The following is a 21,764-nucleotide window of genomic DNA, read 5'->3' as shown; positions in this document are numbered from 1 at the left end:
CTAAACGGATCAGGGCAATTAGGGCGTGGTGCCCGAGCGAGGGCAGCGTAGGCGCCTATAGGAGAAACTCCGGCGGTGATCTTCCGGAGGCCCTGTGACTACGCCTTGGCTGCGACCCATGGTGGAACGGCACCATGGTCTCGATCCCGGCACTTCCACGCCCCCTCACCCCGGACCGCGCCCGCCCGGGCCGTGGCCTGAGACACTGGCCGGGATGAACGAGACACCGATGCGCGCCCGTGCCGTGGTCGACCTGGCCGCGTTGCGGGCCAATGTGCGCGTTCTGCGGGCCCTTGCCCCCAAGGCGCAGCTGATGGCAGTGGTCAAGGCGAACGCGTACGGGCACGGCATGGTGCCCTGTGCGCGGGCGGCCCGCCGGGCGGGGGCGGCCTGGATCGGTACGGCGCTGCCGACGGAGGCGCTGGCGCTGCGCGCGGCGGGCGACAGAGGCCGGCTGCTGTGCTGGCTGTGGACGCCGGGCGGGCCGTTCCGGGAGGCCGTCGAGGCGGATGTCGACATCTCGGTGAGCGGGCTGTGGGCGCTGGAGGAGGTGCTGGCGGCGGTCCGCGCCGCCGGCCGCCCGGCCAGGGTCCAGCTGAAGATCGACACGGGGCTCGGCCGCAACGGCTGCACCCCCGGCGACTGGGAGAAGCTGGTCGCCGCCGCCCGCGAGGCGGAGATCGGCGGCGCGCTCCGCGTCACCGGCGTCTGGTCGCACTTCGCGTGCGCGGACGAGCCCGGGCACCCGTCCATCCGGGCCCAGCTCGACGTCTTCCGGGACGCGGTCGCGTACGCGGAGGCCCAGGGCCTCGACCCCGAGGTGCGGCACATCGCCAACTCGCCCGCCGTGCTGACCCTCCCCGAGGCCCACTTCGACCTGGTCCGCTCCGGGGTGGCCGTCTACGGGATATCCCCGAGCCCCGAGATCGGCACCCCGGCCGACTTCGGGCTGCGCCCCGTGATGACCCTGACCGCCTCCCTGGCGTCCGTGAAGCGGGTGCCCGGCGGGCTGGGCGTGTCGTACGGCCACCAGTACACGACCCCCGGCGAGACCACCCTCGCCCTCGTCCCCCTCGGCTACGCGGACGGCATCCCGCGCGCCGCCTCCGGCACCGGCGAGGTGCTGATCGGCGGCAGGCGGCGGCGGATCGCGGGGCGCGTCGCGATGGACCAGTTCGTGGTCGACCTCGGCGACGACACGGCCGAGGCCGGCGACGAGGCCGTCCTCTTCGGCCCCGGCGACCGGGGCGAACCGACGGCGGAGGACTGGGGACGGGCGACCGGGACGATCGGGTACGAGGTCGTCACCCGGATCACGCAGCGGGTGCCGCGGGTGTACGTGGGGGCGGAGGACTCGTCGGACGGGCCCGACGCGCCCGACGCGCCCGACGCGCCCGTCGGGCAGGGGGCCGCTGAGCCGGGGCCCGCTGAGCCGGGAACCGCCGAGCCGGGGCCCGCCGAGCCGGGGCCCGCCGAGCCGGGGGCCGCCGGATGAGCGGGGCGGGCGGCGCCCCGGACCCGGCCGCCCTCGTCGCCGCCGCGGCCGCTCGTCCCGGCCGGGCCGGCGCGTCCGGCTGGCTGCGTGGCGCCGGGGTCGCCGGCGCGGCCGTGGGCGTCCTCGCGGCCGGCGCGGCGGCGGGCGTCGCCGTGGAACGGCTGACCGTCGGCCGCGGCATGCGCCGCAAGGCACGGCTGGCCCTGGACTCGACGGGCCCCTACGGGACGCTGCGCGGCACGCCGGGTACGGCGGTCGCCGACGACGGGACGGAGCTCTACTACGAGGTCGAGGAGGTGGAGGACGCCTCCGGGCGGTCCGGCCGCCCGCCCGTGACCATCGTCTTCAGCCACGGCTACTGCCTCAACCAGGACTCCTGGCACTTCCAGCGCGCCGCTCTGCGCGGCGCCGTCCGCGCCGTCTACTGGGACCAGCGCAGCCACGGCCGCTCCGAGCGGGGGCGCGGGCAGCGCGACGGCTCCGGGACGGTCTCCATCGACCTGCTGGGCCGCGACCTCAAGGCCGTCATCGAGGCGGCGGCGCCCGAGGGGCCGCTGGTGCTGGTGGGGCACTCGATGGGCGGGATGACGCAGATGGCGCTGGCCTCCCAGTACCCCGGGCTGATCGAGGAACGGGTGGCCGCCGCCGCGTTCGTCGGCACGTCCTCGGGCCGGCTCGCCGAGGTGACCTTCGGGCTGCCCGCCCTGGGCATCAACGTGGTGCGGCGCGTGCTGCCCGGCGCCTTCCGGCTGATGACCGCCCAGACGGAACTGATCGAGAAGGGCCGCCGGCTCAGCGCCGACCTGCTCGCCGGGGTCTACCGGCGCTACTCGTTCGGCGCCCGGGACGTCGACCCCGGGTGGCCCGGTTCGCCGAGCGGCTGCTGGAGAGCACCCCGGTCGACGTCGTCGCCGAGTTCTACCCGGCGTTCGCCGAACACGACAAGACGGCGGCGCTCGACGTCTTCCGCGGGGTGCCGGTGCTTGTGCTCGCCGGCGAGAAGGATCTGATCACTCCTGCGTCGCACAGCGAGGCCATGGCCGCGGCGCTTCCCGACGCGGAGCTCGTCCTCGTCCCCGGGGCGGGTCATCTGGTGATGCTCGAACAGCCCGCGACGGTCGACGCGCGCCTGGCCGATCTGCTCACGGCGGCGGGTGCGGGGCGCTGTGACGCGGCGGAGGTACGGGGAGGGGTGAGGGGAGGGGCTGAGCCCCCCACACCCCGTACCATCGGGCGGTATGAACGCCCCGCTCCATTCCACCGGCGCGACCCCTACGACCGCCGCGCAGCTCACCGTCCGGACGTCCGAGGACATGCGGGAACTGGGCCGCAGGCTCGCCGGGCTGCTGCGCGCCGGTGATCTGGTGCTGCTCTCGGGCGAGCTGGGCGCGGGGAAGACGACGCTGACGCGCGGGCTCGGTGAGGGACTGGGGGTCCGGGGGGCCGTCACGTCGCCGACGTTCGTGATCGCCCGGGTGCACCCGTCGCTGACCGGCGGGCCGGCCCTCGTGCACGTCGACGCCTACCGGCTGTCCGGCGGGCTCGACGAGATGGAGGACCTGGACCTCGATGTCTCGCTGCCCGAGTCGGTGACGGTCGTGGAGTGGGGCGACGGCAAGGTCGAGGACCTGTCGGAGGAACGCCTCCGCGTCGTCATCGAACGCGCGGTGGGCGCCGAGGCGCCCGTTCCGGACGGCGACGACGCCGAGGCCGAGGCAGACGACGTCCGTACGGTCACGGTGAGCGGTGTGGGGGAGCGCTGGGCCGGGGCCGATTTGTCCCCCCTGGCTCTTTCCTGACCGGACGCCTGTCCCGGCAACGGGCCGTGATGGCGGTGAGCGGGCGGTCAGGACTTCCCGGAGTCAACGGATCGCTGCTCCCCTTGCCGCCGGGGCCGGGGTGTCCGACGACGACAGGCCCGTTTCCGACGCGATACAGGCGTAGGAGCCGTAGAGGGCCACGGCGCGAGGGCGGGCGGCCAGTGCGGCTGTCCGGGAGCGGGCGGCGTAATCCAGACGATTCGGCGAGAAGGGGGCCTCAGCGGTTCCCGCCTGGACGCTTGCGACCCATCAAGCGGCGCACGGCCTGGTTGGCGCCTTCGAGGGCGACTGAGGCGGCGGCTACGACCGCGAAGCGCTGCCATCGTGCGAAGCCGCAGAGTTCGTCAAGGATGTAGGCGATGGCAAGGGCGACCGGGATGGTCACCCAAAGCGGCAGGTTCTTCGCTTCGGACTTCTTCGCCGGGACGTGAGCGGTGGGGGACACGCGGCTCCTCCTCTTTCCGGGGGCTGCGGCCCTCGCACGCAAGGAGCCGTGCGGGGCCGCGGTCCGGAGGGGCTCAGTGGAACAACTTCCAGATGTCGTAGAGGTTGTCGGCGATGCCCGCACCGGTCAGGGGGCCCTTCACGTACCAGGGCAGGTCGTTGTACCACTTCTTGAAGGCGCTGTACGACTTGGCGACGGCCGTGGGGAACCCCTTGACCTTCTTCAGGAGCTTGACCAGGGCGCCGAGGGCGGCGCGGTTGTCCGTGGACGTGCCATCGGCGATGGCCCGGAGTTCCGCGCGCTCCTGGGCGCCGAAACGGTCACCTTCGTACTTCAGGAGGTTCGCGGCCAGCTGCTGTGCGGCTTCGGCCTGGGGGAGCGCGGCCGCGGCGGAGGCCGACTCGGCGCGCACCGGCTGAACGGTTGCGGCCTGAGCGGTGGTTCCGGCGACACCGAGCGCGATGGCGGCCGTCGCCGCTGCCGCCCATATGCGAAGAGACTTCTGGTTCATGTGCTTCGCTCCTTGCGTAAGGGGCTCCCGTCCCCGCAAGGCAACCGGTTGGGACGTGGACATCCCGCCACACGCGGAGGGCGCGATGCCTCCATTGGAGGGCTCTCTCCTCTGTCGTGTGCGTGGAGAATCGACACTCTGATCTTCTGCCGGCTTCAATATTCGTACAACAGTCAACTAACCCTCCCTGTTCGCCGGTCGGCCCCTGGCCATAGCGGAACGATCTCTGCTATGTCGGCAGCAATGTGGCCGCGGGAGCTCATCGCTTACGTCCACGGTTGGGGGTGCCGCGCCGGGCGGGGCCCTGAAGGGCCGCACGTCCTTGGTGTCGCCGGTCAACGGTCGCGCCCGTTTCCGGTCCGCCGGGCCGAGGACCTGACCGAGGACCGCCTCCGCGTCGTCATCGAACGCGCGGTGGGCGCCGAGGCGCCCGTTCCGGACGGCGACGACGCCGAGGCCGAGGCAGACGACGTCCGTACGGTCACGGTGAGCGGTGTGGGCGAGCGCTGGGCCGGGGCCGATCTGTCTCCGCTGGCCTTCTCCTAGCGCCTACGTCCACGCCCCCGCCGCCGCGGCCCGCTCCGCGTACGTCGTGAAGTCCACCGGCTCACGGCCCAGCACCCGCCGCACGCCGTCGGTCACGGTGGCCGTGTGCCCCTCCCGGTGGAGGGCGAACAGCGCGTCCAGGGCCCTGACCGCCGGTTCCGGGAGGCCCGCGGCCAGCAGTTCGGCGCGGTACTCCGCCGGGGTCAGCTCCACGTACGTCATCTTCCGGCCGGCCGCCCGGCCCACCGCCGTCACGGCCTCGCCGAACGTCAGGGGGCGCGGGCCGGACACCTCGGTCACGCCGTCCGTGTGCGCGGTGCGCGTGAGCAGCGCGGCGGCCACCGCCGCGACGTCGTCCGCGTCGACGAACGGCTCCGGGACGTCCCCGATCGGCAGGGCCAGGCGGCCGTCGAGCAGCGGGCCCCGCCACAGGTCCTCGTCGAAGTTCTGGTTGAAGTTGTTCGCCCGCAGGACGGCCCACTCCGCTCCGGAGGCGCGTACCGCCTCCTCGGCCGCGGCCATGCCCTGCCCGAAGTCCGGGCCGACGTGTTCGATGCCCCGGCCCGAGAGGGCCACGAACCGGCCGACACCCGCCCGTACGGCCCGGGCGGTGAACTCCGGTACCGCCTCGTACCCTTCGTCGGGGGCGACCAGGTAGACGGCCGAGGCGCCGTCCAGGGCGCCGGACCAGCCGGCCGGCTCCGTCCAGTCGAAGCGGACCTCGCCGGAGCGGGACGCGGCCCGGACGGGCACGCCCGCGGCGCGCAGCTCGCGCACCACGCGGCGGCCGGTCTTGCCGGTCGCCCCGAGGACCAGGACCGGGCGCGGATCGGTGGAGGGCACAAGGCCGGAAGACGTAAGGCTGTTGGTCATGCGGACGAGTCGACCCGGCGTCCGCCGCACGGGACATAGGCGGTCATCCGCACTCCATGTCCGGTCGTCCGCGCCGGCCGCGCGGCTCCGCATATCGTGCCGATCATGGACCCCTTCGACGACCTGCTGCGCGGCGTCCGCGCCAACGGCGCCGTCTTCGCCGGCTCGGTGCTGACACCGCCGTGGACGCTGCGCTTCACCGAGGACGCCTACCTCACCCTGTGCGTCCCCCTGTGCGGGACGGGCTGGATCGTCCGGGACGACGGCGGGGAGCCGCGGCCGCTGCGCACGGGCGAGGCCGCGATCGTGCGCGGACCCGAGCCGTTCGCCTTCATGGACGATCCCGGGACGGGCGTGGACGCACCGGGCGGCGACGGCCCGGCCATGCTCCTGGCCGGCGCCTACCGCGTCCCCGGCGAAGTGCCCCGCAGGCTGCTGTGCGCCCTCCCGCCGGTCGCCGTCGTCCCCGACGAACACGACTGCGCCGCCATGCGCGGCTACCTGGAGGCGCAGCTCACCACCGGCCTGCCCGGCCGGCAGATCGTGGTCGACCGGCTGCTCGACTGGCTGCTGGTGTGCACGCTGCGCCAGTGGTTCGACCGGCCAGGGGCCGCCCCGCCCGCCTGGTACCTGGCGCTGGGGGACGACGTCGTGGGGCCCGCCCTGCGCGCGATGCACGACGCCCCGGAGCGGGCCTGGACCCTGCCGTCGCTGGCCGCGGTCGCCGGGGTGTCCCGGTCCACGTTCGCCAAGCGCTTCCAGGCGCTGCTGGGCGAGCCGCCGCTGACCTACCTGACGGAATGGCGCATGGCGCTGGCCGCCGACCTGCTGTCCGAGCCCGGCATGACGGTGGCGGCCGTCGCCCGGCGCGTCGGCTACGCCGATCCGTTCGGCTTCAGCGCGGCGTTCAAGCGGGTGAGGGGCGTGAGCCCGAGCGCCCACCGGGCCCAGCCGGAACCGCCGCCGGTCCTCCCGCAGCCGCTCCTCCCGCGCGCGCACGTGTCAAAGCCGGCCCGCGAAAAGTAACCGACAAGGTGTCGGGAAGATGTTGCGATGTTGCCGCCGGGCGTGGTGACATGGAGGCAGAGACACGGTTAGGCATGCCTGACCTTGACCGGCTGCCCGAGGAGGCGTACATGTCGGCCCACGAGCCCCAGCCCCAGCAGCCATGGACGATCGCGCGCGGCCGGCCGGTGCGTGCCGTGAGGAGAGCGGGTCCGGCGAGCGGACGCCGTCGGTGCGCGACCTCCTGGCCGCCTGCGCCGCCGCCGACGCGGTCTCCACGCCGCCGCGCGCGCCGTCGCCCGGTCCCGTGCCGGGCGCGGACGACGAGGGGGAGCCGGACGGTCCGCACGGACGGGCGGCGGCCTGAGGCGGGGTGCGTGTCGCTAAGGGACCACGACCACCTTGGTGCCGTTGGGCGCGAACTCCCACATGGCGCGCCCGTCCGCCGGCTTCTCGCGGATGCCGCCCGTCTTCTTCGCCGGGTCCGGCTGCGGCGGGGAGCCGTCCACGGCGGCGCTGAAACCGAAGACGACGCCCTTCGCGTCGACGAAGAACCGGACGATGTGTTCGAGGCGGACGCCGTCCGAACCCGGCCCGTTGGGGTCTCGAGACCTCACCGAGTACGTCCCCGGCGGCGGGTTCACCGTGCTGGGTGTGACCTCGAAGGACCGCACGTCCTTGGTGTCGCCGCCCACCAGCCACACCCGCTTCTGGCCCACCGAGTAGACGACCCGCTTGCCCGTGCCCGAGCCGCTCGGCACGGCCGGCGGGGCGTCCTTGCGCGCGTCGCCGCCCTTGCCCTTGTCGTCCTTGCCGGATCCCTTGGCGTCGCCGGGCGTCGCGGAGGCGGCGGCGGACGAACGGTGGACGCGGTGGGGCGCGGCCGACGCCTCGTAGGCGAGGTAACCCACCACGGCCAGTGCCGCCGCGGTGAGCCCGGTCACGAACACCCCGGAGCTGCTGCGTGCCACCCTGCGCACCCTTTCGTCCCCCGTACGGCCATGCGGCGTACGGTCATCCGCCCCGACCGTAGCACTCGGGCGCACCACCGCCGCGCCCCCGAGACGCTCCCGGGGCGCCCCTGGGGTACCCCTGAACCGGGCCCACGCGGGCACCGGTGGCCCCACGGCGCGCCGTAGGCTTGTCATTGTGCTGCTGCTCGCTCTTGATACCGCCACGCCCGCCGTCACCGTAGCCCTCCACGACGGGGACTCCGCCGTCGCCGAGGCCCACCAGGTGGACGCCCGCCGCCACGGGGAGCTCCTGCTGCCGGCCGTGGACCGGGTGCTCGCCGAGGCCGGCCGCACGCTGGACGAGCTCACGGGCGTCGTCGTCGGCGTCGGACCCGGCCCGTACACCGGCCTGCGCGTCGGCATCGTCACGGCCCTGACCTTCGGCGCGGCGCTCGACGTGCCGGTGCACGGCCTGTGCACGCTGGACGGCATCGCCTACGCGGCCGGGGCCGCCGGGCTGGCCGGCGAGTTCGTGGTCGCCACGGACGCCCGCCGCAAGGAGGTCTACTGGGCGCGCTACGCCGACGCCCGGACCCGCGTCACCGAGCCCGCCGTCGACCGGCCCGCCGAGCTGACGGAGCCGCTGGCCGGGCTGACGGCCGTCGGCGCGGGAGCCGTCCTGTACGCCGACGCCTTCACGGACGTCCGGGCCGACCTGCCGCAGCACCAGTCGGCGGCGGCGCTGGCCGCGCTCGCCGCGGAGAAGCTGCGCACGGAGGGTCCGGACGCCGGGTTCCTGCCCGTCCAGCCGCTGTACCTGCGCCGCCCCGACGCCCAGGTGCCGGCCAACTACAAGGTGGTCACACCGAAGTGAGCCCTTCAGCGAGCCCGTCGGCGGGCCCCTCGGACCCCGGGGCGGAGACCGTGCGCGTCCGTGAGATGCGCTGGTGGGACATCCCGGCCGTGCTGGAGCTGGAACGCGCGCTGTTTCCCCAGGACGCCTGGTCCAAGGGGCTGTTCTGGTCCGAACTGGCACACGCGCGCGGCGCGAACGCCAACCGCCGCTACCTCGTCGCGGAGAACGTCGCAGCGGGCGCCGTGGGGGACGCGGCGGGGAACGCCGCGGGGAACGTCCCGGAGGGCACCGCCGAGGACGCCGCCGCGGGCGCCGCCCGTCGCGTCGTCGGCTACGCGGGCCTCGCCGCCGTCGACGGCACGGGCGACGTGCAGACCATCGCCGTCGCCACCGACCACTGGAGCACCGGCCTCGGCACCCGGCTGCTCCGCGAACTGCTCGCCGCCGCCACCGCCTTCGAGTGCCGCGAGGTGCTCCTGGAGGTCCGGGTGGACAACACCCGCGCCCAGCGCCTGTACGAGCGCTTCGGCTTCGAGCCCGTCGGCATCCGGCGCGGCTACTACCAGCCGGGCAACGTCGACGCGCTCGTGATGCGCCTGCCCACGGAATCCGACGGCGGCCCCGCCGCGGACATCAACGCTGTGCAAGAGGGAATGACCCATGGCTCCACTGACTGACGAACCACTCGTCCTCGGCATCGAGACCTCGTGCGACGAGACGGGCGTCGGCATCGTCCGCGGTCACACCCTGCTCGCCGACGCGGTCGCCTCCAGCGTGGACGAGCACGCGCGGTTCGGCGGCGTCGTCCCCGAGGTGGCCTCCAGGGCCCACCTGGAGGCGATGGTCCCCACCATCCAGCGGGCGCTGAAGGAGGCCGGCGTCTCCGCCAAGGACCTCGACGGCATCGCCGTCACCGCGGGCCCCGGCCTCGCGGGCGCCCTCCTCGTCGGCGTCTCGGCGGCGAAGGCGTACGCGTACGCCCTCGGCAAGCCGCTCTACGGCGTCAACCACCTCGCGTCGCACATCTGCGTCGACCAGCTGGAGCACGGTGCCCTGCCCGAGCCGACGATGGCCCTGCTGGTCAGCGGCGGCCACTCGTCCCTCCTCCTCGCCCCGGACATCACCTCCGACGTCCGCCCCCTCGGCTCGACCATCGACGACGCGGCGGGTGAGGCGTTCGACAAGGTGGCCCGCGTGCTCAACCTGGGCTTCCCGGGCGGCCCGGTCATCGACCGCTACGCCCGCGAGGGCGACCCCGAGGCCATCCGCTTCCCCCGCGGCCTCACCGGTCCCCGCGACCCGATCTACGACTTCTCCTTCTCCGGCCTCAAGACCGCCGTCGCCCGCTGGATCGAGGCGAAGCGCGCGGCGGGCGAGACGGTGCCGGTGGCGGACGTCGCCGCCTCCTTCCAGGAGGCCGTGGTGGACGTCCTCACCCGCAAGGCCGTCCGCGCCTGCAAGGACCACGGCGTCGACCACCTGATGATCGGCGGCGGCGTCGCCGCGAACACCCGCCTGCGCGCCATGGCCGAACGCCGCTGCGAGGACGCCGGCATCACCCTGCGCGTCCCCCGCCCCAAGCTCTGCACCGACAACGGCGCGATGGTCGCGGCCCTCGGCGCCGAAATGGTCGCCCGAGGCCGCGCCGCCTCCTCCTGGGACCTCCCGGCGGACTCGTCCCTGCCGGTGACGGAGCCGCACATCCCGAGCACGCACGAGGAGACGGCCGAACACGACCATGGCCATTCGCACGAGCACGGGCACGGTCACGCTCACTCCCACTCCCACGACCACGTGCACGAGTTGAGCAAGCAGAACCTGTACGACGCCTAGCGCCCGCCCGCGGCGGGCGCGTCACGCACTCACGCGCCCGCCGCGCCAACGGCCCGCTCCCGGTGGCCGGTTCGCGGCATTCCGCCCCGAGCCGCCGCGCTGTACCTTTTCCGGGTGTCGAGGGGGCAGCGTGAATCCTTCCTGGCGCAAGCCCGCGCCACTGGGCTGGTCGGCCGCGCGCGAGGGGCAGTACACGACCGCGGCACCCCTCCTGGGCGGCGCGGGCATCACGCTGCTGGGCCTCGTCATCACGGACCGGGAGAAGTTCCGCTGGCCGGACCCCACGCTGTTCGCCCTCGCCCTGACCGCGCTCTTCATGGTCATGGCGGTGGTCTGGGGAGTCCGCTCCCGCCAGTACCTCTACTCGCGCGGCGACGTCGAGGCGTGGTGGGGCCCGCTGTCGGAGATGCCCGACGACCGGCACGTGGAGCTGATCCAGGACCAGCGGGAGCACTACGCCACGTGGGCCAGGCTGGCCGGCCGGGCGGACTTCTGCTACTCGGCCGGACTCCTGTGCCTGGCCGCGGGCAGCAGCCTGGCCTTGGCCCCGCCGGCACACGCGGCGGCGCCCGCGTGGCGCTGGTGCGCCGCGGCGACGACGGCCGCCCCGGTTGCGGCCGTGCTCCTGGGCTGGGCGCTGCGCTCCCTGCGCGCCGTACCGCGGCGCTGAGAGCGGCTGAGAGCGACGGCCTGTCGGCCCGCCGGAATACGACCGACCCACCGACAAGGAGCACCATGCCCCCACGCCAGTGCCCCGCGTGCGACGCCGCCCCGAGCGAACGGGACGCCCACTACGCGGACTGCCCGCTGAAGGACGTCCCGCTGGCGCAGGTCGCCGGCCTGACGCTGGAGGAGGCCCGGGCGAAGGCGGCGCGGTGGCGGTCGCGGAACCCGTGACCGTCTGCGTCGGGACGCGGTGCCGGCGGCCCCGGCTCTGGCGGTGAGGGCCTGCCACCGACGGCCGGTCACGTGCCTCTCAGTACCGGTCCTTCCGGTAGGTCCGCCGGTCCGGCGGAAGCCAGGCAGACTTTCGCGCTGTGCGGCGGGCCCCGGTAGTCGTCCTCGTCGACGTTCGGCCAGGAGACGCCGATCAGGTCGAGGACGAAGGCCGGCCTGTCGGGCAGGACGACACCCATCCCGGAACCCCCTGCGGATACGGGCACCTCTGCTGTATCAGGCGAGCGGGTCGACTCCAGGGATCGGGGGCGAGTGGCCGCAACGGCATGGGCCGCTACGGCTGTTGAGGCCGCTACTGGTGTTCCGCGTTGACGTACGCGCCGGGGAGGAGGTCGGTGACCGGGACGGACCGCGGCCGTCCGTCGTCGACGATCACCTCGACGGCCGGGTAGCAGTCGAGCAGCACCTGCCGGCACCGGCCGCACGGCGGGAGGATGTCACGGCCGTCCCCGCCCACGGCGACGATCGCCGTCAGGGAGCGGGCGCCCTGGGCCGCCGCGGCGCCGATCACGACGAGCTCGGCGCAGGGGCCGCCGGTGAAGTGGTGGACGTTCAGGGCGGTGACGACACGCCCGTCGTCCGTACGGCCCGCGGCGGCCACGGTGTGCTCCTCGCCGGAGGCGTGCTCCCGGACGACGCGGGCGGCCGCCTCGACGAGCTCGTGGTCGACGAGCTCGTGGTCGACGAGCTCGTGGTCGACGGGTTCGTGGTCGACGGGGCGGGACGGGCGAGGGGTCTTACGCACGGCGCCTCCGTTCCGCCGGGGGCCCGGGTGGCCCTTCCGGGTCTCGCGTCACAGTGCGGGAAGCAGGACGGAGGTGTCCAGCGGGGGATAGGGGCCGGGGAGCGTGAGCGTGCCGCCGAACTCGGTGCTCGTGGTGGTCCGATAGCGGCTCCGGCCCGGGCGCCGGGGGTCCTCGCCGGGCTCGGAGTGGACGTACACCCGCCCGTCCTCCCGGTTGACGAGCACGTAGACCGGGATCTCCGCGGCGGCGTAACCGCGGTACTTGGGCCCGGTGTCCGTCTCGTGGTGGTCGGACGTCACCTCGCCGACGAGGGCGAGCAGGTGCATCGGGTACCAGCCCCTGTGGGCCTTGTAGTGCGCCTCGTCCTGCTCGGTGGGCGGGTGCCTCAGAACGTAGAAGTCGGGGATGACCAGGGTGCGGGTCCCGCCGTCGCCGTCCCCGCCGTCGCGGAAGCCCATTCCCGTGCCCGCCCACCGGACCCCGGCCGAGTACAACCAGTGGGAGAGCGTGAGCCGTGCCTTGCCGTGGCCGTAGTCCGGCGGCGGTGGCACGATCACCGTCCCCTCCAGGTACTCCGGCCGGATCGGCGCCTCGGACGCCTCCTCGAACGCGATCAGCAGATCGACGGGGTCCTGTTCACCGGGGCCTTGCCCACGCGGCTCGTCCACCACCGGCTCGGTGAGGGGATGGGTGTCCATCGCCGCCCTTCCTGGTCCTCGTCGGCCGGCCGCCCACGGCCGGTGCTACGCCCGGATCTCCTGCCCCAGCAGCATCGTCGGGGCCCCGCCACCCGCGTAAGGACGATCACACAAGAGTTCACTCCTTCGAGCTTCAGCTTCTTGCGCAGTTCCTCCGGCTCCACCGCCGAGCCCCGCTTCTTGATGACGGCCACGCCGATGCCGCGCTCGCGGACGAGGGCCTTGAGCTTCTTGAGGTTGAAGGGGAGGACGTCGGTGATCTCGTACGCGGAGGCGTAGGGGGTGGGGTGGAGCTCGTCGGAGGTGACGTAGGCGATCGTCTCGTCGATCAGGCCGCCCGCGACGTCGGCCGCGACGTCCGCGACGAGGTGGGCGCGGATGACGGCGCCGTCCGGTTCGTAGAGGTAGCGGCCGACCGGGCGGACGGCGGGGTCGGGGAGGCCGGTGCCGGTCAGGGTGGTGCCGGACGGGAGGAGGGTCGCGCGGCGGGTGCCCGGGGTGGTGCCGAACCACAGGACGGCTTCCTTCACGTCGCCGCCGTCCGAGATCCACTCCGCCTCGGCGTCCTCGGGGATCGCCTCGTGCGGGACGCCCGGAGCGATCTTCAGGGCGGTGTGCGGGGCCGTGCGGGCCGTCTCGACGGCCCAGGACAGGGGAGGGGAGTACGCCTCGGGGTCGAAGATGCGGCCCCGGCCGCCGCGCCGCGCCGGGTCGACGAAGACCGCGTCGTACCCGGAGACCCCGACCTCGGCCACGTCCGCGCAGCGCACCTCGATCAGGTCCGACAGGCCCAGGGCCGCCGCGTTGGCGCGGGCCACGGCGCAGGTCAGCGGGTCACGGTCGACGGCGAGGACGGAGACGCCGGCCCGGGCCAGGGCGATGGCGTCGCCGCCGATGCCGCAGCACAGGTCGGCCAGGCGGCGTACGCCGAGGTCCGCGAAGCGGCGGGCCCGGTAGGTGGCGACGGAGGCGCGGGTGGCCTGTTCGACGCCGTTCGGCGTGAAGTACATGCGGTACGCGTCCTCGGTACCGAACTTCGCCACCGCCCGCTGCCGCAGCCGCGCCTGCCCGAGGGCGGCGGAGACCAGGTCGGCGGGGTGGTCGCGGCGCAGCCGGGTCGCGACGGCCAGCTCCCGGGCCGGGTCGTGGTCGCGCAGCTCCTCCAGGAGCCGCCGGCCCTCGTCGGTGAGGAGGGCGGTGAAGCCGTCGACGGCGGCGGGGGCGCTGGTATCGGTGTTCGGGGCGGGCACGGTTCCATTCTCGTGCACCACTCACCCCGCCCCCTCCGCAGTGCGATCACTCGAATGAATGAACAAGAATCGTTCTTGTGACTCCGCCTGGAACCGGCCGAAACAGCAGCCGAAACCGCAGCCGAATACGCCGCATACGCAGCCGCCTCCGCAGCTCCGCCCGCCTCTCCCTCGTCCCGCTCTGCGCCGCCGCCCTGCTGCTCTCCGGGTGCTCCTCCGGGTCGGACGGCAGGAAGGACGGGAGCGGCGGGACGGCCACCGGCACCGCGAAGGCCGCGGAGCAGCCCAAGGAGAAGCGGAGCCCCCCGCCCCCGACCCCGCCGCGTACCGCCGCTGGGGGCTCGACAAGCCGCTCGCCCCGCCTCCGGCCCCGCCCGCCACCCGGCTCACCGAGCAGCACAAGGGCGGAACGCCGCAGATCGTCCGGCGGGTGCCGACCAAGGACAAGGTCGTCTTCCTGACCTTCGACGACGGCGCCGAGAAGGACCCGGCGTTCCTGCGCATGGCCAAGGACCTCAAGCTGCCGTTCAGCATGTTCCTGACGGACAGCGCGGCGCGCGCCGGGCGCGGCTACGGCTACTTCGACGAGCTGCGCGCCCTGGGCAACGGCGTGCACAACCACACGCTCACCCACCCCAACCTGCGCACCCTCTCCCCCGAGGCGCAGAAGCGGGAGATCTGCGGGCAGCAGGAGACGCTGAAGAAGCGGTTCGGCAAGCGGCCGGAGCTGTTCCGTCCGCCGTACGGCAACTACAACGACGCCACCCTGGCGGCGGCCGGCTCCTGCGGGATCAAGGCCGTCGTGCTGTGGGAGGCCACCATGCAGATCAATGACATGAGGTACGCCGAAGCGGGGAAGCTTCGTCCCGGCGACATCGTGCTCGCGCATTTCCGCGGTCCCGCCGAGCTCAAGGGCACGACCATGACGCGGATGGTCGCCAACATGGTGCGCAGCGTCCAGCGGCAGGGGTTCACCGTGGCGCGGCTGGAGGACTACGTCTGACAGCGGTCCGACACCCGCCCCAAGGGGCGCGCGACGCGCCCGGAAGCCCCCGGCGCGCGCCCGCAAATTGGCACTCCGCTTGACCGAGTGCTAAGCGCGTCATAGTCTCGGCTCCGTTGGCACTCTCCACCGGCGAGTGCCAAACACAGCGACGGGCAGGTCCGGCACCCGCGACGACGGATCCACCTGGTCGCCACCTCAGACAATTGACCCCGTGAGATCTCCGAAGGGGGAGGTCGGATCGTGACGACCGCCAGCTCCAAGGTTGCCATCAAGCCGCTTGAGGACCGCATTGTGGTCCAGCCGCTGGACGCCGAGCAGACCACGGCCTCTGGCCTGGTCATCCCGGACACCGCGAAGGAGAAGCCCCAGGAGGGCGCCGTCCTCGCCGTGGGCCCGGGCCGATTCGAGAACGGCGAGCGCCTGCCGCTCGACGTCAAGGTCGGCGACGTCGTGCTCTACAGCAAGTACGGCGGCACCGAGGTGAAGTACAACGGCGACGAGTACCTCGTCCTCTCGGCCCGCGACGTGCTCGCGATCATCGAGAAGTAGTTCACCCCGAAGCTTTCGAATTCTCGAGGCTTTTGTTCTGTGCCCCTGGTACCCGCGTCCAACAACCGGGCGCCGGGGGCGCAGTTCGTTTGAGAGACACGGCGAAGGATACGTAACCCATGGCGAAGACCCTGAAGTTCGACGAGGACGCCCGTCGCGCCCTCGAGCGCGGCGTCAACAAGCTTGCCGACACGGTCAAGGTGACGATCGGCCCCAAGGGCCGCAACGTCGTCATCGACAAGAAGTTCGGCGCCCCCACCATCACCAACGACGGCGTCACCATCGCGCGCGAGGTCGAGCTGGAGGACGCGTACGAGAACCTGGGCGCCCAGCTCGTCAAGGAGGTGGCGACCAAGACCAACGACATCGCGGGTGACGGCACCACCACCGCGACCGTGCTGGCCCAGGCGCTGGTCCGCGAGGGTCTGCGCAACGTCGCCGCCGGCGCCTCCCCGGCCGCCCTGAAGAAGGGCATCGACGCCGCGGTCAAGGCCGTCTCCGACGAGCTGCTCGCGACCTCGCGTCCGATCGACTCCAAGTCCGACATCGCCGCCGTGGCCGCGCTGTCCGCCCAGGACAAGCAGGTCGGCGAGCTCATCGCCGAGGCGATGGACAAGGTCGGCAAGGACGGCGTCATCACCGTCGAGGAGTCCAACACCTTCGGCCTGGAGCTCGACTTCACCGAGGGCATGGCCTTCGACAAGGGCTACCTCTCGCCCTACATGGTCACCGACCAGGAGCGTATGGAGGCCGTCCTCGACGACCCGTACATCCTGATCCACCAGGGCAAGATCTCCGCCATCGCCGACCTGCTCCCGCTGCTGGAGAAGGTCATCCAGGCCGGTGGCTCCAAGCCGCTGCTGATCATCGCCGAGGACGTCGAGGGCGAGGCCCTCTCCACCCTCGTCGTCAACAAGATCCGCGGCACGTTCAACGCCGTCGCCGTCAAGGCCCCCGGCTTCGGCGACCGCCGCAAGGCGATGCTGGGCGACATGGCCACCCTCACCGGTGCCACCGTCGTCGCCGAGGAGGTCGGCCTCAAGCTCGACCAGGTCGGCCTGGACGTGCTCGGCTCCGCCCGCCGCGTGACCATCACCAAGGACGACACCACCATCGTCGACGGCGGCGGCAACTCGGACGAGGTCGCCGGCCGCGTGGCCCAGATCAAGGCCGAGATCGAGACCACCGACTCGGACTGGGACCGCGAGAAGCTCCAGGAGCGCCTCGCCAAGCTCGCCGGCGGCGTGTGCGTCATCCGCGTCGGCGCGGCCACCGAGGTCGAGCTCAAGGAGAAGAAGCACCGTCTGGAGGACGCCATCTCCGCGACCCGCGCCGCGGTCGAGGAGGGCATCGTCTCCGGTGGTGGCTCCGCCCTGGTCCACGCCGTCAAGGTGCTGGACGACAACCTGGGCAAGACCGGCGACGAGGCCACCGGTGTCGCGGTCGTCCGCCGCGCCGCCGTCGAGCCGCTGCGCTGGATCGCCGAGAACGCCGGCCTGGAGGGCTACGTCATCACCTCCAAGGTCGCCGAGCTCGACAAGGGCCAGGGCTTCAACGCCGCGACCGGCGAGTACGGCGACCTGGTCGCCGCCGGCGTCATCGACCCGGTGAAGGTCACCCGCTCCGCCCTGGAGAACGCCGCCTCCATCGCCTCCCTGCTGCTCACGACCGAGACCCTGGTCGTCGAGAAGAAGGAAGAGGAGCCCGAGGCCGGTCACGGCCACGGTCACGGCCACTCCCACTGAGGCCACGCCCACCGAGGCACCGGCAGCACCGCCGAGGCACCGGCAGCACCGCCGAGGCCCGGCACCCCCGCCCGCGGGGGTGCCGGGCCTCCGGCATGTCAGGCCCGCGGCGCGTCAGTTGGGCCCGTACCTGCGGCCCGTCGAGGACGACACCCGGGCGACCGCCCCGCGCGGCATCAGCTTCGACAGACCCGTCAGCGCCTTGTACCGCGGGTCGGGCACCGACAGGGACTTCCCGCGCGCCAGGTCCTTCAGCGCCGCGTCCACCAGCCGGTCGGCGTCCAGCCACATCCAGCCCGGGATGTTGTCCGTCCCCATCCCGGCCCGCGCGTGGAACTCCGTCCGGACGAAGCCCGGGCACAGCGCCATCAGCCGCACCCCGCTGCCCGCCAGGTCCCGCGCCGCGCCCTGGGTGAACTGCACCACCCACGCCTTGCTCGCCCCGTACGTCCCGCGCGGCACGAACGCGGCGACGGACGCCACGTTGATCACCCCGCCGCGCCGCCGCTCCCGCATCCCGCGCGTGGCCGCCATGGTCAGCCGCAGCACCGCCTCGCAGTGCACCTTGAGCATGGTGAGCTCGTCCTGGACGGTGACCTCCAGGAAGCGGCCCTTGTTGCCGAACCCGGCGTTGTTGACCAGCAGATCGACGGGCTGCTTGCGGTCCGAGAGCCGTTCCTCGACGGCGGCGATGCCGTCCTCCGTCGAGAGGTCGGCCCGCAGCACCTCCACCTCCACCCGGTGCCGGTCGTGGAGTTCGGTCGCCTGCTCGCCCAGCCGCTTCTCGTCGCGGGCCACCAGCACCAGGTGGTGACCCTCGGCGGCCAGCCGTCGCGCGAAGGCCGCGCCGATGCCGGCCGTCGCTCCCGTGATCAGTGCAGTCGTCATACGGGAACGTTAGTGCCCGGCGACACCGCGTGGCGGCTTGCCCTCCGTCAGGCCGGTACCTCCTCGGCGGCCGGTGGCGACGCCACGTACCGCTCGGCCTTCGCCCGCAGGTCGGGGTGCAACCCGTCGCCGGCCGCCAGAACGCGGGGCAGCAGCGCCCGTTCGGTCGTCCGGGCGCGGAAGGCGAAGGCGACGCTGACCTCGTGACCGGGGCGGTGGACGACGGTGACGGGATCACCCGCACGGACCTCCCCCGGTTCGAGCACCCGCAGGTACGCGCCCGGGGCGGCCTCCTCCGTGAACCGCCGCATCCAGCCCCGCTCGCCCAGCCAGTCCGCGAACGTCCGGCACGGGATACGCGGCGAGGTGACCTCCAGCAGCAGCCGGTCGCCGACCCGCCACCGCTCCCCGATCCGGGCGCCGCTCACGTCCACCCCGGACGTGGTGAGGTTCTCGCCGAACGACCCGTCCGGCAGCGTCCGGCCCAACTCCCGCTCCCAGCGGTCGAGGTCCTCCCGGGCGAAGGCGTACACCGCCTGGTCGTTCCCGCCGTGGTGCTTCCACGAGACGACCGCGTCACCGGCGAGCCCGCTGCCGGCCGCGCCCTTGGGTCCGGGCGCGGCCACCGCCACCGGTCCGGGCACGGGCCGCTTGTCGATGCCGGAGGCGAGGCCGGCCGCGAAGGCGCTGCCCGGCAGGGAGCGGTCGGCGGCGGTCCGGGGACGGCCGACGTTGACGGAGAGGATGCGCATCCGACGAGGTTAGGCGGTGGGCGCCGGCCCACGGCCGCCCCGGCCGCCGCACCCGTCCACCTCCCGGCCGCCCCAAAGGCCCTAAACGGTATTTCCGGTCTCCTCCAAGCGCCGCTTATGCTTTTTCTATGATCGAGGCCCGCCACCTGCGCGTGCTGCGCGCCGTGGCCACCACCGGTTCGTTCTCCGCCGCCGCCCGTGAGCTGGGCTGCACCCAGCCGGCCGTCAGCCAGCAGATGAAGGCCCTGGAGCAGTCCGCGGGCACTCCGCTGCTCGTCCGCACCGGCCGGGAGACGCGCCTCACCGAGGCGGGCCGGGCGCTCGTCCGGCACGCCGCCGGCATCCTCGCCGGGCTCACCGCGGCCGAGGAGGAGATCGCCGCCATCGCCGGGCTGCGCGCCGGCCGGGTGCGGCTCGTCTCCTTCCCCAGCGGCAGCTCGACGCTGGTCCCCACCGCCCTCGCCGGGATGCGCGCCGCCCGCCCCGGCATCCAGATCTCCCTGGAGGAGGCCGAGCCGCCGCGCTCGGTGGAGATGCTGCGGGCCGGCGACTGCGAGATCGCGCTGGCCTTCCGCTACCCCGAGACGCGCGGCCCGGGCTCTCCGGCCGGCGCGGACGCGGAGGCCGACGGGGGCTGGGGCAAGGACGACCTCGTCGTCCGGCCGCTGCTCACCGACCGGCTCGTCGGCGTGGTCCCCGAGGGACACCCGCTGGCGGACGCGGAGCGGATCGGCATCGACGAGTTCGCCGGCGAGCCGTGGATCGCGGGCTGCCCGCGCTGCCGCCGGCACCTGGTGGAGATCTGCGAGAACGCGGGCTTCACCCCGCGGATCGACTTCGCGACCGACGACTACCCGGCGGTCTTCGGTCTGGTCGGCGCCGGTCTCGGGGTGGCCGTGATGCCGGAGCTCGCGGTGGAGTCGGTACGCCACCGGGGCGCCAGGACGGTGCCGGTGGAGCCGGCCGTGGAGCGGGAGATCGTGGCCCTGACGCTGCCCGACCTGGCGCGGGTGCCGGCCGTCGCGGAGATGCTCGACCGGCTGGCGGCGGCGGCGCGCCGCTGAGCGCGGGCCGGCGGGCGCGGTCCCGGGGCTCCGCGGGCCGAACACGCTGCGTGACCGGACGGGGGCATGCCTCACCCTCCGCCACGGGGCGGCCGGTGCCCCTGGGGGCTCCGGGAGCCGGGTGGTTCCGGAGGGTGTCCGTTCGGCCGCCCCGCCGGCCTCACGCGCTCATCGGACTCGTGCCGCCCGCCGGCACCGGCCGCTGTCGCGCCCGGCCCATGAGTTCCTCGCGTTCGTCCTCGGTGAGTCCGCCCCACACCCCGTAGGGTTCCCGGACCGCCAGCGCGTGCGCCGCGCACTCCGCGCGCACCGGGCAGCGCATGCAGACCTCTTTCGCCGAGGCCTCGCGGGCGCTGCGGGCGGCGCCGCGCTCACCCTCCGGGTGGAAGAACAGCGAGCTGTCGACGCCGCGGCAGGCGGCCAGCAGCTGCCAGTCCCACAGGTCGGCGTTGGGGCCGGGGAGCCGGGAGAAATCTGCCATTGCGTGTCCCCTCGAAACGGATCGAAGCGCATCGATGCGACGGTGGTGGGACCGCGGTGGAACCGGCGGGCCCGTCAGGATCCCTATGAGCAGATGAAAATATGACTCATTGCGAATCTAGCCACAGTTGTCCACGAATGTGAAGAAAAACGGCTCCAAGCGGGCAAATGGGGCACGACTCGAACGATCTGACGAGCGCCCCCGTGCGCCCTGCTCCGTATCCGGGCCCTCACGTAGAGTGCCGAACACGGCCGACCAAGCCCGTAACTCTTTCGGGTGACCGTCGTTGAGAGTGCGGAGGCGGTTGGCGAATGCAGCGGTCGGGCAGGTGTCCGAGATGGTCCGCGGTGGTCTGCTCAGCAGGCGTCTCGCCAATCGCGCAGGTGACGATCAGTACCAGCCTGGAGGCTCAAGGTGACGCGCATCAGCTGCGGAGGACGGCCATGACATCCGTCCTCGTCTGCGACGACTCCCCGCTTGCCCGAGAGGCGCTCCGGCGTGCGGTGGCGACCGTGCCCGGCGTCGAGCGCGTGACGACGGCGGCCAACGGCGAGGAAGTCCTCCGCCGCTGGGGCGCCGATCGTTCGGACCTCATTCTGATGGACGTACGCATGCCCGGACTGGGCGGCGTCGAGACGGTGCGCCGGCTGCTCTCCGCCGACCCGGGCGCCCGGATCATCATGCTCACGGTCGCCGAGGACCTGGACGGGGTGGCGCTCGCGGTCGCCGCCGGCGCCCGCGGCTACCTGCACAAGGACGCCTCGCGCGCCGAGCTGCGGGCCACGGTGACCCAGGCGCTCGCCGACCCCACCTGGCGGCTCGCCCCCCGCCGGCTGCGCTCGGCCGAGATGGGCGCGGCGCCCACCCTCACCGCCCGGGAGATCCAGGTGCTGGAGGGCATGAGCCACGGGCGGTCGAACGCCGAGATCGGCCGCGAGCTCTTCCTCTCCGAGGACACCGTGAAGACGCACGCCCGGCGGCTGTTCAAGAAGCTGGGCGCCTCCGACCGGGCGCACGCCGTGGCGCTCGGCTTCCGCTGGGGCCTGGTCCGCTAGCGGCGGAGCGGGTACGCGGCGCCGCGCGGTCGCGGCGCGTGGTCACACCTCGGGCGACGACGGCCGGTGTCGGCGGGGCCGTAGCCGAGAGGACCGGACGGACACCGCGCGGACGGGCGTTCCGGGACCGGCGCGGTGCCGGGTGACGCGCACGGCGACCCCGCGGCGCCGACGCCCGGCGCCGAAAGCCCGACGGATGCCGCATCCTTGAGGTGTGACTCCTCCCCGCCAGAGGC

25 protein-coding genes and 2 pseudogenes are annotated in these 21,764 nt (G+C 73.5%); 16 read left to right on the top strand and 11 right to left on the bottom strand.

Annotated features, from left to right (window positions below; genetic code table 11):
* The first annotated feature begins 214 nt into the window (after positions 1–214).
* From alr to tsaE, 3 genes and pseudogenes are all read left to right on the top strand, one after another.
* On the top strand, positions 215–1,495 hold the full coding sequence (gene alr, locus ACQEVS_RS14755) for an alanine racemase (protein WP_433020446.1): 1,281 nt from the start codon (positions 215–217) through the stop codon (positions 1,493–1,495).
* Positions 1,492–2,684 (top strand): annotated as a pseudogene (locus ACQEVS_RS14750) (alpha/beta fold hydrolase); the annotation flags it as partial. The gene alr and the pseudogene ACQEVS_RS14750, both read left to right, overlap by 4 nt.
* Before the next feature lie 49 nt (positions 2,685–2,733).
* Entirely contained in the window at positions 2,734–3,294 is a 561-nt protein-coding gene (tsaE, locus tag ACQEVS_RS14745) for a tRNA (adenosine(37)-N6)-threonylcarbamoyltransferase complex ATPase subunit type 1 TsaE (protein WP_433020443.1), read from the top strand.
* A 238-nt stretch (positions 3,295–3,532) separates the two neighbouring features.
* Here the strand turns inward: tsaE and ACQEVS_RS14740 are convergent, their stop codons facing one another.
* Together ACQEVS_RS14740 and ACQEVS_RS14735 are read right to left on the bottom strand one after the other, a co-directional pair.
* Positions 3,533–3,760 carry a hypothetical protein gene (locus ACQEVS_RS14740; RefSeq protein WP_433020440.1) on the bottom strand — a complete coding sequence of 76 codons (228 nt, stop codon included), beginning with the start codon at positions 3,758–3,760 and terminating at the stop codon, positions 3,533–3,535.
* Positions 3,761–3,833: 73 nt separating this feature from the next.
* Entirely contained in the window at positions 3,834–4,271 is a 438-nt protein-coding gene (locus tag ACQEVS_RS14735) for a hypothetical protein (protein WP_433020437.1), read from the bottom strand.
* Between the two features lie 231 nt (positions 4,272–4,502).
* On the opposite strand from ACQEVS_RS14735, the gene ACQEVS_RS14730 reads away from it, so the two are divergent.
* The gene (locus ACQEVS_RS14730; protein ID WP_433020434.1) at positions 4,503–4,817 is read left to right on the top strand and encodes a hypothetical protein; all 315 of its coding nucleotides are present in this window, start codon (positions 4,503–4,505) and stop codon (positions 4,815–4,817) included.
* Between the two features lie 3 nt (positions 4,818–4,820).
* On the opposite strand, the gene ACQEVS_RS14725 is transcribed toward ACQEVS_RS14730, so the two are convergent.
* Positions 4,821–5,690, bottom strand: coding sequence for an NAD(P)H-binding protein (locus ACQEVS_RS14725; RefSeq protein WP_433020431.1), 870 nt, complete (start codon positions 5,688–5,690; stop codon positions 4,821–4,823).
* Between the two features lie 105 nt (positions 5,691–5,795).
* On the opposite strand from ACQEVS_RS14725, the gene ACQEVS_RS14720 reads away from it, so the two are divergent.
* A complete protein-coding gene (locus tag ACQEVS_RS14720) occupies positions 5,796–6,716 on the top strand; it encodes an AraC family transcriptional regulator (protein WP_433020428.1) in 921 nt (306 codons plus the stop codon).
* 142 nt (positions 6,717–6,858) lie between these two features.
* On the top strand, positions 6,859–7,062 hold the full coding sequence (locus ACQEVS_RS14715) for a hypothetical protein (protein ID WP_433020425.1): 204 nt from the start codon (positions 6,859–6,861) through the stop codon (positions 7,060–7,062).
* Between the two features lie 16 nt (positions 7,063–7,078).
* Here the strand turns inward: ACQEVS_RS14715 and ACQEVS_RS14710 are convergent, their stop codons facing one another.
* Positions 7,079–7,666: a hypothetical protein gene (locus ACQEVS_RS14710; protein ID WP_433020423.1), complete on the bottom strand. Its 588-nt coding sequence runs from the start codon at positions 7,664–7,666 to the stop codon at positions 7,079–7,081.
* A 178-nt stretch (positions 7,667–7,844) separates the two neighbouring features.
* Between ACQEVS_RS14710 and tsaB the strand changes: the two genes are divergently transcribed.
* From tsaB to ACQEVS_RS14685, 5 genes are all read left to right on the top strand, one after another.
* The gene (tsaB, locus tag ACQEVS_RS14705; RefSeq protein WP_433020420.1) at positions 7,845–8,522 is read left to right on the top strand and encodes a tRNA (adenosine(37)-N6)-threonylcarbamoyltransferase complex dimerization subunit type 1 TsaB; all 678 of its coding nucleotides are present in this window, start codon (positions 7,845–7,847) and stop codon (positions 8,520–8,522) included.
* Entirely contained in the window at positions 8,519–9,181 is a 663-nt protein-coding gene (gene rimI, locus ACQEVS_RS14700) for a ribosomal protein S18-alanine N-acetyltransferase (protein WP_433020417.1), read from the top strand. The genes tsaB and rimI overlap by 4 nt, the downstream gene beginning before the upstream one ends.
* Positions 9,165–10,337, top strand: coding sequence for a tRNA (adenosine(37)-N6)-threonylcarbamoyltransferase complex transferase subunit TsaD (gene tsaD, locus ACQEVS_RS14695; RefSeq protein WP_433020414.1), 1,173 nt, complete (start codon positions 9,165–9,167; stop codon positions 10,335–10,337). The genes rimI and tsaD overlap by 17 nt, the downstream gene beginning before the upstream one ends.
* A 130-nt stretch (positions 10,338–10,467) precedes the next feature.
* Positions 10,468–11,007, top strand: a complete 540-nt coding sequence (locus ACQEVS_RS14690; RefSeq protein ID WP_433020411.1) for a hypothetical protein — start codon at positions 10,468–10,470, stop codon at positions 11,005–11,007.
* Between the two features lie 65 nt (positions 11,008–11,072).
* Positions 11,073–11,234: a hypothetical protein gene (locus tag ACQEVS_RS14685; RefSeq protein ID WP_433020408.1), complete on the top strand. Its 162-nt coding sequence runs from the start codon at positions 11,073–11,075 to the stop codon at positions 11,232–11,234.
* Positions 11,235–11,302: 68 nt separating this feature from the next.
* Here ACQEVS_RS14685 and ACQEVS_RS14680 read toward each other — a convergent pair whose 3' ends face one another.
* From ACQEVS_RS14680 to ACQEVS_RS14665, 4 genes and pseudogenes are all read right to left on the bottom strand, one after another.
* Positions 11,303–11,473 carry a hypothetical protein gene (locus tag ACQEVS_RS14680; RefSeq protein WP_433020405.1) on the bottom strand — a complete coding sequence of 57 codons (171 nt, stop codon included), beginning with the start codon at positions 11,471–11,473 and terminating at the stop codon, positions 11,303–11,305.
* Positions 11,474–11,586: 113 nt separating this feature from the next.
* Positions 11,587–12,039: a cytidine deaminase family protein gene (locus ACQEVS_RS14675; RefSeq protein ID WP_433020402.1), complete on the bottom strand. Its 453-nt coding sequence runs from the start codon at positions 12,037–12,039 to the stop codon at positions 11,587–11,589.
* Positions 12,040–12,087: 48 nt separating this feature from the next.
* The gene (locus ACQEVS_RS14670; RefSeq protein ID WP_433020399.1) at positions 12,088–12,738 is read right to left on the bottom strand and encodes a Uma2 family endonuclease; all 651 of its coding nucleotides are present in this window, start codon (positions 12,736–12,738) and stop codon (positions 12,088–12,090) included.
* A gap of 45 nt (positions 12,739–12,783) precedes the next feature.
* Positions 12,784–13,988, bottom strand: a pseudogene (locus tag ACQEVS_RS14665) (THUMP-like domain-containing protein).
* A gap of 208 nt (positions 13,989–14,196) precedes the next feature.
* On the opposite strand from ACQEVS_RS14665, the gene ACQEVS_RS14660 reads away from it, so the two are divergent.
* The 3 genes from ACQEVS_RS14660 (at position 14,197) to groL (ending at position 17,288) form a co-directional block, all read left to right on the top strand.
* Complete coding sequence (locus ACQEVS_RS14660; protein ID WP_433020396.1) at positions 14,197–14,991, top strand: polysaccharide deacetylase family protein; 795 nt, start codon at positions 14,197–14,199, stop codon at positions 14,989–14,991.
* Between the two features lie 243 nt (positions 14,992–15,234).
* On the top strand, positions 15,235–15,543 hold the full coding sequence (gene groES, locus ACQEVS_RS14655) for a co-chaperone GroES (RefSeq protein ID WP_004955293.1): 309 nt from the start codon (positions 15,235–15,237) through the stop codon (positions 15,541–15,543).
* 119 nt (positions 15,544–15,662) lie between these two features.
* A complete protein-coding gene (gene groL, locus ACQEVS_RS14650) occupies positions 15,663–17,288 on the top strand; it encodes a chaperonin GroEL (protein ID WP_433020392.1) in 1,626 nt (541 codons plus the stop codon).
* Positions 17,289–17,402: 114 nt separating this feature from the next.
* Here the strand turns inward: groL and ACQEVS_RS14645 are convergent, their stop codons facing one another.
* Both ACQEVS_RS14645 and ACQEVS_RS14640 read right to left on the bottom strand, forming a co-directional pair.
* A complete protein-coding gene (locus tag ACQEVS_RS14645; RefSeq protein WP_185942518.1) occupies positions 17,403–18,176 on the bottom strand; it encodes an SDR family NAD(P)-dependent oxidoreductase in 774 nt (257 codons plus the stop codon).
* Positions 18,177–18,223: 47 nt separating this feature from the next.
* On the bottom strand, positions 18,224–18,928 hold the full coding sequence (locus tag ACQEVS_RS14640) for an MOSC domain-containing protein (RefSeq protein WP_433020388.1): 705 nt from the start codon (positions 18,926–18,928) through the stop codon (positions 18,224–18,226).
* 128 nt (positions 18,929–19,056) lie between these two features.
* Between ACQEVS_RS14640 and ACQEVS_RS14635 the strand changes: the two genes are divergently transcribed.
* On the top strand, positions 19,057–19,992 hold the full coding sequence (locus tag ACQEVS_RS14635) for a LysR family transcriptional regulator (protein ID WP_433020385.1): 936 nt from the start codon (positions 19,057–19,059) through the stop codon (positions 19,990–19,992).
* Between the two features lie 160 nt (positions 19,993–20,152).
* Here ACQEVS_RS14635 and ACQEVS_RS14630 read toward each other — a convergent pair whose 3' ends face one another.
* Entirely contained in the window at positions 20,153–20,473 is a 321-nt protein-coding gene (locus ACQEVS_RS14630) for a WhiB family transcriptional regulator (protein WP_398272733.1), read from the bottom strand.
* A gap of 443 nt (positions 20,474–20,916) precedes the next feature.
* Here ACQEVS_RS14630 and ACQEVS_RS14625 point away from each other — a divergent pair, with 443 nt between their 5' ends.
* On the top strand, positions 20,917–21,528 hold the full coding sequence (locus tag ACQEVS_RS14625; protein WP_003948568.1) for a response regulator transcription factor: 612 nt from the start codon (positions 20,917–20,919) through the stop codon (positions 21,526–21,528).
* The last annotated feature ends 236 nt before the right edge of the window (positions 21,529–21,764 follow it).

Source organism: Streptomyces sp. CA-181903, from assembly GCF_050937075.1.
GTDB lineage: Bacteria > Actinomycetota > Actinomycetes > Streptomycetales > Streptomycetaceae > Streptomyces.
The sequence above is the reverse complement of the archived record's forward strand: the minus strand, read 5'-3'. Positions and strand labels throughout refer to the sequence as shown.

Coding starts and splice junctions, on each gene's coding strand:
- ACQEVS_RS14640 (WP_433020388.1), bottom strand. CDS start 18,928: ATGCGCATCCTCTCCGTCAACGTCGGCCGTCCCCGGACCGCCGCCGAC.
- ACQEVS_RS14735 (WP_433020437.1), bottom strand. CDS start 4,271: ATGAACCAGAAGTCTCTTCGCATATGGGCGGCAGCGGCGACGGCCGCC.
- ACQEVS_RS14680 (WP_433020405.1), bottom strand. CDS start 11,473: ATGGGTGTCGTCCTGCCCGACAGGCCGGCCTTCGTCCTCGACCTGATC.
- alr (WP_433020446.1), top strand. CDS start 215: ATGAACGAGACACCGATGCGCGCCCGTGCCGTGGTCGACCTGGCCGCG.
- tsaD (WP_433020414.1), top strand. CDS start 9,165: ATGGCTCCACTGACTGACGAACCACTCGTCCTCGGCATCGAGACCTCG.
- ACQEVS_RS14630 (WP_398272733.1), bottom strand. CDS start 20,473: ATGGCAGATTTCTCCCGGCTCCCCGGCCCCAACGCCGACCTGTGGGAC.
- groL (WP_433020392.1), top strand. CDS start 15,663: ATGGCGAAGACCCTGAAGTTCGACGAGGACGCCCGTCGCGCCCTCGAG.
- ACQEVS_RS14670 (WP_433020399.1), bottom strand. CDS start 12,738: ATGGACACCCATCCCCTCACCGAGCCGGTGGTGGACGAGCCGCGTGGG.
- ACQEVS_RS14720 (WP_433020428.1), top strand. CDS start 5,796: ATGGACCCCTTCGACGACCTGCTGCGCGGCGTCCGCGCCAACGGCGCC.
- ACQEVS_RS14635 (WP_433020385.1), top strand. CDS start 19,057: ATGATCGAGGCCCGCCACCTGCGCGTGCTGCGCGCCGTGGCCACCACC.
- ACQEVS_RS14730 (WP_433020434.1), top strand. CDS start 4,503: ATGTCGGCAGCAATGTGGCCGCGGGAGCTCATCGCTTACGTCCACGGT.
- ACQEVS_RS14715 (WP_433020425.1), top strand. CDS start 6,859: ATGGACGATCGCGCGCGGCCGGCCGGTGCGTGCCGTGAGGAGAGCGGG.
- ACQEVS_RS14645 (WP_185942518.1), bottom strand. CDS start 18,176: ATGACGACTGCACTGATCACGGGAGCGACGGCCGGCATCGGCGCGGCC.
- tsaE (WP_433020443.1), top strand. CDS start 2,734: ATGAACGCCCCGCTCCATTCCACCGGCGCGACCCCTACGACCGCCGCG.
- ACQEVS_RS14685 (WP_433020408.1), top strand. CDS start 11,073: ATGCCCCCACGCCAGTGCCCCGCGTGCGACGCCGCCCCGAGCGAACGG.
- ACQEVS_RS14725 (WP_433020431.1), bottom strand. CDS start 5,690: ATGACCAACAGCCTTACGTCTTCCGGCCTTGTGCCCTCCACCGATCCG.
- ACQEVS_RS14625 (WP_003948568.1), top strand. CDS start 20,917: ATGACATCCGTCCTCGTCTGCGACGACTCCCCGCTTGCCCGAGAGGCG.